The sequence below is a fragment of the Mesorhizobium sp. M1182 genome (assembly GCF_040318335.1).
Classification (GTDB): domain Bacteria; phylum Pseudomonadota; class Alphaproteobacteria; order Rhizobiales; family Rhizobiaceae; genus Mesorhizobium.
The window spans coordinates 80,149-93,286 of record NZ_JAMYMD010000012.1; the positions used below are offsets into that span (position 1 = coordinate 80,149).

Genomic DNA, 13,138 nt, shown 5'->3' on the forward strand with positions numbered 1-13,138 from the left:
CTCTCCAATCTCACGAGGCGCGTCTCTGTCCGAGCATGTCCGGATACCCTCTGGCCAGCACCGGCGCAAAGTGGTTGCGGCGCGAACGCACCACGTCGAGCGTGTGCTCGTTGAAGGTGAGCAGTGTGGCAACCACCTGCTGGTTGCCATAGGTACGCTGGTAACCGAGCGGCGTTGCCAGGAAATGCAGCTGCAGCGCGCGAAGCACCCACATCGGCTCGAATTCGATGATCACCTGGTTGACGTTGCGCTTCAGACCCCACTCGACGAAGCCGGCGATCAGCTCGGTGCCGACCGTCGACACGCCGCGCCGACCGTCGCGGAATCCCGGCGCAACCGCATAGCGGGTCAGTTCATAGACATTCGGGCCCGACGGTGGGGTTCCCTCATAAAGGTCCGCCAGCACATCGGTTAGAAGATGGGCCCGGGTTGTCGGCAACATCCGCTGATAACCGGCGAGCTCGCCATTGCGGATGACGATCTGGTGCACTGCCTCGTCGTGGTCGAATTGATCGATCTCGAGGCCATCAGGGCGCTGCAGATCGGTCCATCCCATCTCTTCGACGAAAACTCTGTAACGCAAACGATGAACTGCCTCCCAGAGGTCGGGCCGTTCCATCAATTCCTGGGTTGTGAGGGAAAAAAGCATTTGCCGTCTCCTAGTTTCAATAGGAAGATACGGCCGTGCTTTCCCAAAAAAATTACGCGATCACGCAAGCAAGAATTTCTAGGCCGGCGCGGCCGACCTAGTTAATATAGCCGCGCCTTATCGCTTCCGCGACGGCCTGGACCCGGTTGACGGCACCGAGTTTGCTTTTGGCGTTAAGAAGGTGTTTCTCTGACGTGTGTTCCGAAATGCCGAGAATTTGTGAAATCTCCCATTCGGACTTGCCAACAGCAGCCCATTGCAGGCATTCGCGCTCACGCGGCGTTAATTCGACATGATCGATGGTTTTGCCCGCCATGGTGTGGAGCTGCATTGCGCGGCCAATCGCATAAGTCGAGACCAGCGACACCAACCCGAACTCGGCGCTCGACAATTCGACAGCCTCGCCGCCTAGCGACACCATGACGATCTGGCCATCGAGCGTGATTAGCGGGAAGGCCAACCCGTCGCGCAGCTTGAATTCCCCGGCATCGCCCATCACCTCGCCGCCGCTCTTGCCGATGCGGATGCCCTGAGATGCTTCCCGCCACTGGAATGGCGCTTGAAGCTGCTTCATGTGGCTGACGACGGGGTCGTGATCGACGTAGTTGCGCGCGACGTAGCGCTCAAGCCATTCAGCCGGCCAGTCGCAGAGCAGCACATGGTCCTTTTGCTGGTTTCTCGGCGTGCCAGGTTGCGGAACCGTCCCGGCCATCAGCGCCGTCAGCCCGAACCCGCTTGTTACCCCCAACAGCTTTTCGCAGACGGCGGCGGCTGTGCCGGCGTGCTGCAACTGATCTATCAACTCCAGCGTACGATCGAAATGACCCATCGCAACATCTACCCCATGTTGCCTTCCGCTCTTGAGGCCAATGGCAGTGATCAACCCGCACCACGCCATCAACCCCGGACTGCAAAGCTGCCTCCCCCGTGCGTCCTACTGCTCCTCTTCAGCCGGCATCACGCAGTCACTTGCAAACTCACTAAACAATATCCCTAAATTGCAATGATGAAACCAAAAACCGTCGCACCTGTGTTTTTTTCGTACAAAAACCTGTGTTATTTCGTACGAAAGCCGGGGCAAGACCGAACGGAGTCGTCGCGTGGCGTTTCGGCGCATATCCATTTCATTGATCTCGATATTGATCGGAGCGCAATCGCTTGCGGCTGCTGCGCTCGCCGCGGAGCCGCAGGTGCCCGTGTTCTGGGACGCCAAGGAGCGGCTGCCAAAGCCGGACCTTTCGATGCTGCCGCGGCTGCGATTCCTGACCACCACGGATTTCCCGCCGTTCAATTTCCTCGATGGGGCAGGCCGGCTGTCGGGCTTCCATGTCGACCTGGCGCGCGCCATCTGCGCCGAGCTCGGCGTTGCCGAAAAATGCCAGATCCAGGCGCTGCCCTGGGCCGAGCTCGAAGGTGCGCTCGGGAAAGGCGAGGGCGAAGCGATCATTGCCGGCATCGCCGCGACGCCGGAGTCGCGGTCGAAATACGCATTTTCACGCTCCTACCTGCAATTTCCGGCCCGCTTCATCATGCTGAAGACACAGGCGCTGACCGAACCAATGTTCGACAAGCTGCGCAGCAAGCGTGTCGGCGTGATCGCCGGCTCCGCGCACGAGCGGGTGCTGCGCGATTATTTCGGCGACGTCCAAATCGTCCCGTTCGCAAAGCCGGAGGAGCTTTATGGCGAGCTGAAAGCCGGCAAGATCGACGCCGCCTTCGGCGACGGCATGCGTTTCGCCTTCTGGCTCGGCGGTTCGGATGCAGCGGGCTGCTGCCGCTTTGCCGGCGGCCCCTATCTGGCGCCCGAATATCTCGGCTCAGGCATGGCAATCGCCACCAGGGCCGACGATCCGGCACTGGCCGCCGCTTTCGACTACGCGCTGCAGGAAATCTCGGTGAAAGGCACGTTCGCCGAGTTCTATCTGCGCTATTTTCCCGTCAGTTTTTTCTGAGCTTGGCCGCCGGCTCAGGTCAGCGTGCGAAGGCGGGCCTTGGCGGCTCGCGCAATGGCGGCGACCGTCAGCGCATCGAGGTCGAGTTCCCGGCGGACGAGCTGCAGAACGCGTACCTCCTCCAGGCGCATTTCGAGATCGACAGCTGCGACCTCGAAGGCGGCGGCATAGGCGGTGTCACGCAGGCGTTCGGGCAGCGCCTCGGCGACGCGCGCCAGGACGCCCTCCAGCCCATCCTTTTCATGCAGCATTTTCTGGCAGGCCTGGGCGACCTCGACCAGCCGCTCCTGGTTGAAATCCTCAAACACCGGCCAGGATCGAACGACGTCGCCGATCCGCGCCAGTTCGACGTCGGTCATGTCGCGGTCTGACGCCGAGGTGATGACCATCAGGTAGATCATGGCTTCGTGTGGCGACAATGGCATTTACAACTCCTTGAGATGGTCCCGAAGTTAGGAACGAGGGACCGGCGCCGCAAGGAAAAACAGCCGCGATCGTTGGCGCTCCGATCACGCCTTGGAAGTTGATCCATCCTGACTATCGGGACGGGGGCTTCTTGCCTGATCACGGTCCTGCCCGAAAACCGGGTTCCACTTTTCGGGATCATGGTCTAGAGCATGCGGCTGCCGGCATCGATGCTGGCAACGTTGCAGGAATAGCATCATGGCCGAACAACAGCCGATCGATCTCAGCCCGGAAGTCCTCGCCGCCGCCGCCGAAAGCAAGGCGTGGCCATTCGAGGAAGCGAAAAAGATCGCCGCCCGCTACGCGAGCAGCGGCTACCCGGAAACGGTGCTGTTCGAGACCGGCTACGGCCCGTCCGGCCTGCCGCACATCGGCACGTTCGGCGAGGTGGCGCGCACATCTATGGTGCGCCACGCCTTCCGCGTGCTGACTGAAGACAAGGTCAAGACGCGGCTGCTGTGCTTCTCCGACGACATGGACGGATTGCGCAAGGTGCCTGACAATGTGCCTAACAAGGACATGCTGCGCGCCTACCTCGGCAAGCCGCTGACCAGGATACCGGACCCGTTCTCCAATGAGTATCCGTCCTTCGGCGCCGCCAATAACGCACGGCTGCGCACTTTCCTCGACCGTTTCGGCTTCGATTACGAATTCGCTTCCTCGACCGACTATTATACTTCCGGCCGCTTCGACGCGACGCTGCTCAAGATGCTCGAGCGCTTCGATAAGGTGATGGCAATTATGCTGCCGTCGCTGCGCGAGGAGCGGGCGCTGAGCTATTCGCCCTTCCTGCCGATCCATCCCAAGACCGGCATCGTCATGCAAGTCGCGATCGACGAGCGCAAGCTCGACGCCGGCACCATCGTGTGGCGCGACCCGGACACCGGCGAGCGCTTCGAGACGCCGGTGACCGGCGGTCATGCCAAGCTGCAATGGAAGCCAGATTGGGCGATGCGGTGGGCAGCACTCGGCGTCGATTACGAGATGTCCGGCAAGGATCTGATCGATTCCGTCAAGCTCGCCGGGCAGATTTGCCGCGCGCTCGATGCTCCGGCACCGGAGGGCTTCAATTACGAGCTGTTCCTCGATGAGAACGGCCAGAAGATCTCGAAGTCGAAGGGCAATGGGCTGACCATTGACGAGTGGCTGACTTACGCGCCGACCGAGAGCCTTAGCCTTTATATGTTCCAGCGCCCGCGAACCGCGAAGAAGCTCTATTTCGACGTCATCCCGAAGGCGGTAGACGAATATTACACGTTCCTCTCTGCCTATCAGAGGCAGGACTGGAAGGAGCGGCTGGGCAATCCGGTCTGGCACATGCATGACGGCAATCCCCCGGCAGTCGACCTGCCGGTTCCGTTCTCGCTGCTGCTCAACCTGGTCAGCGCCTCGAATGCGCAGAACAGGGACGTGCTGTGGGGTTTCATTTCGCGCCACGCGCCGGGTGTGACGCCGACAACCCATCCCGAGCTCGACCGGCTGGCCGAATATGCCATCCGCTATTTCGACGATTTCGTGAAGCCGGCGAAAGTGTACCGTGCTGCCGACGCGGTCGAGCGCGAGGCGCTGACCAAGCTTTCGGTAGCGCTCGCCGCGCTGCCGGCTGATGCCGACAGCGAGGCAATCCAGAACGCTGCCCTCAATGTTGCGCGCAAGATCGAGCGCTACCAGGACCATTCCAAGCAGAGCCCGGAGGGCGGACCCGGTGTCTCCGTCGCCTTCTTCCAGATGATCTATCAGGTGCTGATAGGTCAGGAACGCGGACCGCGCTTCGGCTCCTTCGCCGCGCTCTACGGCATCGCCGAAACGCGCGAGCTCATTCAGCGGGCGCTGGCTGGTCAACTGGCGGCATGAGGACGCCGTCTTGCTCCTCCAGGATCGAGCTAGGCGCTACAGGCGCGGATCGCGACGCAGCAGCCGGGAGCGGCGGCAGGCCTGAAACGCTCGGCGCCGGCCCGAAGACGCCTTTTTTTGCTGCACGCGCCTTCTCGCCGGCTTCTGCGTAAGGGCCGCCCTTGGCGGCGCGCGCCCAGCCATTTTCGACCAGCCATTGGCCGATATCCTGATTGCCGATCCGGCACTCGGCGGCGATCAGATCACGACCGCCTTCGGGCGGCACGGCACAGACCACCGCACGACTGCGGAGAAAGGCGCGGAAGGCCGTTCGCGCCCGAATGCCGCAATTCCAGGACTCGCCGCCGTCGGTGCAAGTCTCCTCCTGCTTGACGATGTCGATACCGGAAACCGCAATCGAATAGCCCTTTGCTTCGATGACCCCGGCGGCCGACGCGACGGGCTGGAATAGTTTCGTGCCTTTCCAGTCGTCAGGCATTTTCGTTTTTGGCGGCTTGGGCGGTGCGGCCAATGCCAGATCGCTCAACGGGGCGCGCGGCTCTATCCGTTCAAGCTCGTTGGAACCGGGCTGCGGCGGCACCACGATTTCTGGATCGATTGCCCTCGAATGCGCCGCCTGCTTGGCCGGAACTGGTTTCGGGATGGCCGACGTAGCCGGCGCGGCGGGCTGAGGTTCAGCGCCGACCTGGATTTGCTCCCAGGGGCCGCCGCCTTCGCTCTGGACGGCGCGGCCGCCGGCGACAATTGCCGTGGCCATCGCCGGGATCGCCAGAACAGCCCAGGCAAGGTGAGGCAGACGCACCGGCCCCGCGCCTACTGGCTTGCCCAGACAATCCGCGCCACCCATTCGATATTGTGCATGGGGATGTCGCGGTCCGGGTGATCGGGATTGAGGGAGACCAGCGCGATCGACCTCGGTGTCTGGCGGTCGAGCACCTTGGCCATCACCTCGCCGGCATTGGTCTTGACGACGACGCGATCACCCTTTCGTATGGTAGCCCCTGGCTCGACGATCAGGACATCGCCATTGCGATAGAGCGGCAGCATGGAATCGCCCTGGACCTTCAAGGCATAGGAGGTTTCGGTTGCCCGTGCCGGAAGCTCGATAAGGTCCCATCCCTGCCCCGCTGGGAACCCGGCGTCGTCGAAGAAGCCACCGGCGCCCGCCTGGGCGAAGCCGAGCAGCGGCACCGACGATCTCTGCACGGGTAGTGCGCCGGAATTACCCCGACCCTCGACCAGCCCCGCAAATTCGTCCAGCGAGGCGCCGGTCGCCTCAATGATCTTGGCCAGCGATTCGGTCGACGGCCAGCGCGGCCGTCCATCTGAGGACAGCCGCTTCGATTTGTTGAAGGCGGTCGAGTCGAGGCCTGCGCGCCTGGCCAGTCCGGAGGCCGAAAGCGAATAACGCTCGGCGAGAGCGTCGATGGCGGCCCAAACGCGGTCGTGCGAGAGCACCTTGCTCTCCTTCGAAACAGGAAAAAATACCTTCTCTGTTCTACCCCTTGGCCGCCATCTTGTCCACCGCCGAAGACGGCGTCAGGCCGCCTCCTTGGCCTCGTCCCTGGTATAGGGATCGAAGCGCTCGTAGAAGGTCTCGCCCTTCTCGGCCATATCAAGCAGCAGCTTCGGCGCCTTGAACTCGGTGCCGTATTTCTTCTGCAGGCGCTTGGCGATTTTGACGAATTTCTTAGCGCCGATGCCGTCGATGTAGGACAGTGCACCGCCTGTATAGGGCGCGAAGCCGAAGGCCAGGATCGAGCCGACATCGGCCTCGCGTGGGTCGGTAACGATGCCCTCTTCCATCACCCGTACCGCCTCAAGCGCGATGGTGACCAGCAGCCGCTGCTTCAGTTCCTCATAATCGACCTGCTCCGGCGCCAGCTGCGGGTAGAGATCCCTGAGGCCTGGCCACAGCTTCTTCTTGGCCGGTTTTGCCGGATAGTCATAGAAGCCCTTGCCGTTCTTGCGGCCCAAGCGACCATGCGTGTCGACTATCGTGTTGATCAGCGCCATCTGCTTCGGATCGACCGCCTTGTCGCCGAGGTCGCGCATGGTCTGCTTCATGATCTTCTGGGCAAGGTCGATCGCGGTCTCGTCGGTCAACGCCAGAGGACCGACCGGCATGCCGGCGGCTTTCGCCGCATTCTCGATCATCGGCGCCGGAACACCTTCGATCAGCATCTTGTAGGCTTCCGACATGTAGCGCAGTACGCAGCGATTGACGTAAAAACCGCGCGTATCGTTGACGACGATCGGCGTCTTCTTGATGGCGCGGACGAAGTCGATCGCGGTGGCCAGCGCCTTGTCGCCGGTCTTCTTGCCGAGGATGATCTCGACCAGCATCATCTTGTCGACCGGCGAGAAGAAGTGGATGCCGATGAAATTCTTTGGCCGCGCCGAATTCCTGGCCAGCGATGTGATCGGTATGGTCGACGTATTCGAGGCGAAGATCGCCGACTGCTTGAGCACAGCCTCGGCCTGTTCGGTGGCATCCTTCTTGACGGCCGAGTCCTCGAACACCGCCTCGACCACAAGATCACAGCCGGCAAGATCGGCGTAATCGGCCGTCGGCGTGATCAGCGACAGCAATCTTTCCTTGTCCTCTGGCTTGGCGCGGCCCTTCCTGACCTGATCCGAGATCAGGTTGTCGGAATGCGCTTTGCCCTTGGCGGCGGACTCTATGTCGCGGTCGAGCAGCACCACCGGAATGCCGGCCTTGGCCGTCACATAGGCGATGCCGGTGCCCATGAAGCCGGCACCGAGCACGCCGATCTTCTTGAACTTCGTTTCCGGCACACCGGCCGGGCGGCGCGCGCCCTTGTTCAGTTCCTGCAGCGACACGAACAGCGAACGGATCATCGCTGCCGCTTCCCTGGTCTGCATGATCTCGGTGAAATAGCGTTGCTCGATCCGCAAGGCGGTGTCGAACGGCACCAACAGGCCCTCATAGACGCATTTCAGGATGGCGGCAGCGGCGGGATAATTGCCATAGGTCTCGCGGCGCAGAATGGCGATGGCCGGGGGCCACAGATTGGCACCGGCCACCGAATAGATCGGGGCGCCGGGCAGCTTGAAGCCCTTTTCATCCCATGGCGCCACCGGTTTCAAGCCGTTCCTGATCATCGCCTTGGCGGTTTCGACCAGCTTGTCCGGCTCGGCAATCTCATGGATCAGGCCCATCGACTTGGCCTTCTGAGGCGACAGCGTCTGGCCGGACGTCAGCATTTGCAGCGCCTGCTGCTGGTCGGTCAGCCGCGGCACGCGCTGGGTGCCGCCGGCGCCCGGAAAAATGCCGATCTTCACTTCGGGAAGCGCCATCCTCACTTTGTCTGAATCGGCCGCGACACGGCCATGGCAGGCGAGCGACAATTCGAGCGCGCCACCCATGCATGTGCCGTTGATCGCCGAAACCCATGGCTTTCCCGAAGTTTCCAGCTTGCGGAATAGGCCGTTCATGGTGCCCGCATTGTCGAACAGGGCCTTGGTCGCCTTCTCCGGGTCCTTCGCCTTGTCGGCGGCGAGGGTCGCCAGCATCTTCTGCAGCATGGTGATGTCGGCGCCGCCCGAGAACGTATCCTTGCCGGAGGTGATCACCGCGCCCTTTATCGCTGCATCGCTCGCCACTTTGTCGACGATGGTATTCAGTTCGAGCATCACCTCCTCGGTGAAGACGTTCATCGAACGGTCCGGCATGTCCCAGGTGACCAGCGCAATGCCGTCGGCGTCGATGTCGAGGGTGAAATTGGTGTAGCTCATCATCTCTCTCCGTCAGACGCGTTCGATGATCGTTGCAGTGCCCATGCCGGCGCCGATGCAAAGCGTCACCAGCGCGGTGTTGAGGTCGCGGCGTTCCAATTCGTCCAGCACCGTACCGAAAATCATCGCACCGGTGGCGCCGAGCGGATGGCCCATGGCGATGGCCCCACCATTGACGTTGATCCGGTCATGCGGAATGTCGAAAGCCTGCATGTAGCGCAGCACCACCGAAGCGAAGGCCTCGTTGAGCTCGAACAGGTCGATGTCCGACAGCTTCATCTTCGCCCGCTTCAACAGCTTCTCGGTGACGTCGACGGGGCCGGTCAGCATCAGCACCGGTTCGGAGCCGATGTTGGCGAACGCACGGATGCGTGCGCGCGGCTTGAGGCCGAGCGTCTTTCCCGCCTTTTTCGAGCCGAGCAGCACGGCCGCCGCGCCATCGACGATGCCGGAGGAATTGCCGGCATGGTGGACGTGGTTGACCTGTTCCACCTCGGGATGCTTCTGCACGGCGACGGCGTCGAAGCCGCCCATTTCGCCGGGCATGACGAAGGACGGGTTGAGCGCGGCAAGCGACTGCATGTCGGTCGAGGGCCGCATATGTTCATCATGGTCGAGGATGGTCAGGCCGTTCTGGTCCTTGACCGAGATCACCGAATTCTTGAAGCGGCCCTCGCCCCACGCCTTGGCGGCACGCTTCTGGCTTTCGACTGCGTAGGCATCGACGTCGTCGCGCGAAAAGCCGTATTTGGTGGCGATCAGGTCGGCCGAGATTCCTTGCGGCACGAACCAGCCGGGTAGGCCGACCGATGGGTCCATGAACCAGGCGCCGCCGGAGGCGCCCATGCCGACGCGCGACATCGATTCGACGCCACCGGCGATGACGACCTCGTCGGCGCCCTGCGCGATCTTGGCGGCGCCGAAATTGATGGCGTCGAGGCCCGAGGCGCAGAAACGCGATATCTGCATGCCAGGCGCCTTGGTGTCGTAGCCGGCCTCGAAAGCGGCGGCACGTGGAATGACCGCACCCGCCTCGCCAACCGGATCGACACAACCGAAGATGATGTCGTCGACGGTGCCGGTGTCCAGCCCGTTGCGGTCGCGGATGGCCTCGAGCACCTTGGCGCCGAGCCGCACCGCCGGCACTTCGTGCAGCGAGCCATCCTTCTTGCCCCTGCCGCGCGGCGTGCGCACGGCATCATAGACATAAGCTTCGGCCATTTTCCTGCTCCTTGGGTTTGCTGAAACTCGCTCAGAGCGAGCGCCCGATCAGCAATTTCATGATCTCGTTGGTGCCGCCGTAGATGCGCTGGACGCGGGCGTCGCGGAACATGCGCGCAATCGGATATTCATTCATGTAGCCATAGCCGCCATGCAATTGAAGGCATTCGTCGACGACTTTTCCTTGCAGGTCTGACAGCCAGTATTTGGCCATCGAAGCGGTCACCGGGTCGAGGCCGCCGTTAATGTGGCGGGCAACGCAGTCATTATAGAAGACGCGGCCGATGGTCGCCTCGGTCTTCAATTCGGCAAGCTTGAACTGGGTGTTCTGGAATTCGATGATGGCCTTGCCGAAGGCCTTGCGCTCCTTGACGTAGTCGATGGTAAGCGCCAGCGCCCGCTCGACCATGGCAATAGCAGTGGTGCCGATCTGCAGCCGCTCCTGCGGCAATTGTTGCATCAACTGGACGAAGCCCTGGCCTTCGTGGTTGCCGAGCAGGTTCGAGGTCGGCACACGTACGTCGTTGAAGAACAGTTCCGACGTGTCGTTGGCCTTGAGGCCGATCTTGTCGAGGTTGCGGCCGCGCTCGAAACCCTCCAGCTCGTCGGTCTCGACGACGATCAGCGAGATGCCCTTGGCGCCCTTCTCAGGATCGGTCTTGGCAACGACGATGATGAAATTGGCGAGCTGGCCGTTGGTGATAAAGGTCTTCGAGCCGTTGAGCTTGTACTGGTTGCCGTCCTTTTCGGCGCGCGTCTTGACGCCCTGAAGGTCGGAGCCCGCACCGGGCTCGGTCATGGCGATGGCGCCGATCAGCTCGCCGGTCGCCAGCCTCGGCAGCCATTTCTTCTTCTGCTCGTCCGAGCCGTAATGGAGGATGTAGGGGGCAACGATCGAATTGTGCAGGCCAATGCCGAACCCGTCGACGCCGACATGGCCGATCGCCTCGATAATGGCGCTCTCATGCGCGAAGGTGCCGCCCGATCCGCCATATTCCTCCGGCATCGAGGCGCACAGCAGGCCGGCAGCACCCGCCTTCAGCCAGCTCTCGCGGTCGACCATTTCGTTCTTCTCGAACTCGTCGTAACGCGGCGCGATCTCTTCCGACATGAAGCGGTGCGCCATGTCGTAAAGCATGCCGACCTCGTCCGCCGCCCAGGCGGGCTTGGGAAGGCCAAGGATTTCGGCGGGGTGGGTCATGGTTTCTCCCTCGCGCCGACGTTCCCCTCCCCCTCGAGGGGAGGGTGGCCGCGAAGCGGCCGGGTGGGGTCGCCGATGACTTGCTCGACCTTATCTTTTACAACCTGCGCCATGTGCCACGGCATTGCGATCATTTTCCTCCAAGGCATGCACCAGAATGGAGGTCGGCGCACTGCACGCAGGACCCCTCCCGGCCCTTCGGGCCACCCTCCCCTCGAGGGGAGGGGAACGCCGAAGCTAGAACGCTTCCGCCGGCAGTGCCATCAATGTGTCGGCACCGCTGGAGATGCGGGCAAGATGTGCCGACGTCTCCGGCATGATCCGCTCTATGAAGAAGCGCGCCGTCACCAGCTTGTTGTCGTAGAAAGACGAAGCGCCGTCAGCGCCATCAGCCAATTTCGCTGCGGCCACCCTGGCCATCCGGGCCCACATATAGCCCAGCGCCACCAGGCCGAAGAGATGCATGTAGTCGGTCGAGGCGGCACCGGCATTGTCGGGCTTGGCCATGCCGTTCTGCACCAGCCACATCGTCGCCGCCTGCAGATCGTTGAGGCCCTTTTTAAGCGCCTTGGTGAAGGGCGCCATCGTCTCGTCGGTGCGGTTCTCCTCGCAGAACTCTCCGACTTCCCTAAAGAAGGCCTGGACCGCGCGGCCGCCATTCAAGGCCAGCTTGCGGCCGACGAGATCGAGCGCCTGGATGCCGTTGGCACCCTCATAGATCATGGCTATGCGGGCATCGCGGACGAACTGGCTCATGCCGTGTTCTTCTATATAGCCGTGGCCGCCGAACACCTGCTGCGCCATTACCGCGTGATCGAAACCCTTGTCGGTGAGCACGCCCTTGACCACCGGCGTCATCAGGCCGGTATAGTCGTCTGCGACCTGGCGATCTTTGTCGTCACCGGAGCGGTGAGCGATGTCTGACTTGATTGCCGTCCACAGCGCCAGCGCGCGCCCGGCCTCGTTGAACGCCTTCATGGTCATCAGGCTGCGGCGGATGTCCGGATGGACAATGATCGGATCGGCCTTCCTGTCCGGCGCCTTCGGTCCTGACAGCGAGCGGCCCTGCAGACGGTCCTTGGCGTAGGAAACCGCATTCTGATAGGCGACCTCCGATAGCGAGAGGCCCTGCAGGCCGACGCCAAGCCGCGCCTCATTCATCATGGTGAACATTGCTTTCAGCCCGCCATTGGCCTCGCCGAGCAGCGTGCCTTCAGCGTCGTCGTAATTCATGACGCAGGTCGAGTTGCCGTGGATACCCATCTTCTGCTCGATCGAGCCACAGGAGACGGTGTTCTTCTCGTCCGGATTGCCTGAGGCATCGAGCTTGAGCTTCGGCACGATGAACAGCGAGATGCCCTTCACGCCATCCGGCGCGCCCTCGATACGGGCCAGCACCAGATGGACGATATTGTCCGACATGTCATGCTCGCCGGCAGAGATGAAGATCTTCTGACCGGAGATCCTGTAGGTGCCGTCGCCATTTGGGACGGCCTTGGTGCGCAGCAAGCCAAGATCGGTTCCGCAGTGTGGCTCGGTCAGGTTCATGGTGCCGGTCCAGGCGCCCTCGACCAGCTTCGGCAACCATGTTGCCTTCTGCTCTTTGGTGCCATGGGTGATGATCGCAGCGATCGCGCCTTGCGTCAGGCCGGCATACATCATCAGCGACATATTGGCCGACACCATGTATTCGGCAACCGCAGTGTGCACCGCGTAGGGCAAGCCTTGCCCGCCAAACTCGACAGGTGCCGCGAGCCCCATCCAGCCGCCTTCGCGATACTGGTCGAAAGCTTCCTTGAAGCCTTTCGGCGTCGTTACCGAACCGTCGTCATGGCGCATGCAGCCTTCCACGTCGCCAACGCGGTTCAGCGGCTGCATCACGTTTTCGGCGAGCTTCGCGCCCTCGGCAAGGATGGCCTCGAGCACATCCGGTGTGGCGTCGGAAAATCCGGGAAGATTGGAATAACGCTGATATCCCAGCACTTCGTTCAGCACGAACAGCGTGTCCCGGACCGGCGCTCTGTAGATCGGCATGCG

Annotated in this window: 11 protein-coding genes; 2 read left to right on the forward strand and 9 right to left on the reverse strand. The window is 62.2% G+C overall.

What is annotated here, in order from left to right:
• Window positions 1-10 precede the first annotated feature (10 nt).
• The gene (locus NKH33_RS16720) at window positions 11-649 is read right to left on the reverse strand and encodes an acyl-homoserine-lactone synthase (protein WP_023677342.1); all 639 of its coding nucleotides are present in this window, start codon (window positions 647-649) and stop codon (window positions 11-13) included.
• Window positions 650-746: 97 nt separating this feature from the next.
• The gene (locus NKH33_RS16725; RefSeq protein WP_023677341.1) at window positions 747-1,478 is read right to left on the reverse strand and encodes a helix-turn-helix transcriptional regulator; all 732 of its coding nucleotides are present in this window, start codon (window positions 1,476-1,478) and stop codon (window positions 747-749) included.
• A gap of 271 nt (window positions 1,479-1,749) precedes the next feature.
• Here NKH33_RS16725 and NKH33_RS16730 point away from each other — a divergent pair, with 271 nt between their 5' ends.
• Window positions 1,750-2,601, forward strand: coding sequence for an ABC transporter substrate-binding protein (locus NKH33_RS16730; protein ID WP_352501702.1), 852 nt, complete (start codon window positions 1,750-1,752; stop codon window positions 2,599-2,601).
• 14 nt (window positions 2,602-2,615) lie between these two features.
• On the opposite strand, the gene NKH33_RS16735 is transcribed toward NKH33_RS16730, so the two are convergent.
• Window positions 2,616-3,026: a tellurite resistance TerB family protein gene (locus NKH33_RS16735; protein ID WP_023677339.1), complete on the reverse strand. Its 411-nt coding sequence runs from the start codon at window positions 3,024-3,026 to the stop codon at window positions 2,616-2,618.
• A 238-nt stretch (window positions 3,027-3,264) separates the two neighbouring features.
• On the opposite strand from NKH33_RS16735, the gene NKH33_RS16740 reads away from it, so the two are divergent.
• Window positions 3,265-4,920 carry a lysine--tRNA ligase gene (locus tag NKH33_RS16740; protein WP_352685723.1) on the forward strand — a complete coding sequence of 552 codons (1,656 nt, stop codon included), beginning with the start codon at window positions 3,265-3,267 and terminating at the stop codon, window positions 4,918-4,920.
• On the opposite strand, the gene NKH33_RS16745 is transcribed toward NKH33_RS16740, so the two are convergent.
• The 6 genes from NKH33_RS16745 to NKH33_RS16770 all read right to left on the reverse strand — a co-directional run bounded on the left by NKH33_RS16745 (window position 4,883) and on the right by NKH33_RS16770 (window position 13,135).
• Window positions 4,883-5,722, reverse strand: coding sequence for a thermonuclease family protein (locus tag NKH33_RS16745; protein WP_352920653.1), 840 nt, complete (start codon window positions 5,720-5,722; stop codon window positions 4,883-4,885). The genes NKH33_RS16740 and NKH33_RS16745 overlap by 38 nt on opposite strands.
• Before the next feature lie 11 nt (window positions 5,723-5,733).
• Window positions 5,734-6,378: a S24 family peptidase gene (locus NKH33_RS16750; RefSeq protein ID WP_352813678.1), complete on the reverse strand. Its 645-nt coding sequence runs from the start codon at window positions 6,376-6,378 to the stop codon at window positions 5,734-5,736.
• Between the two features lie 81 nt (window positions 6,379-6,459).
• Entirely contained in the window at window positions 6,460-8,679 is a 2,220-nt protein-coding gene (locus NKH33_RS16755) for a 3-hydroxyacyl-CoA dehydrogenase NAD-binding domain-containing protein (RefSeq protein ID WP_352920707.1), read from the reverse strand.
• 12 nt (window positions 8,680-8,691) lie between these two features.
• A complete protein-coding gene (locus NKH33_RS16760; protein ID WP_352541294.1) occupies window positions 8,692-9,900 on the reverse strand; it encodes an acetyl-CoA C-acetyltransferase in 1,209 nt (402 codons plus the stop codon).
• Window positions 9,901-9,931: 31 nt separating this feature from the next.
• Window positions 9,932-11,101: an acyl-CoA dehydrogenase family protein gene (locus NKH33_RS16765; protein WP_352920656.1), complete on the reverse strand. Its 1,170-nt coding sequence runs from the start codon at window positions 11,099-11,101 to the stop codon at window positions 9,932-9,934.
• A gap of 237 nt (window positions 11,102-11,338) precedes the next feature.
• Entirely contained in the window at window positions 11,339-13,135 is a 1,797-nt protein-coding gene (locus tag NKH33_RS16770) for an acyl-CoA dehydrogenase (protein WP_352541292.1), read from the reverse strand.
• Between the last annotated feature and the right edge of the window lie 3 nt (window positions 13,136-13,138).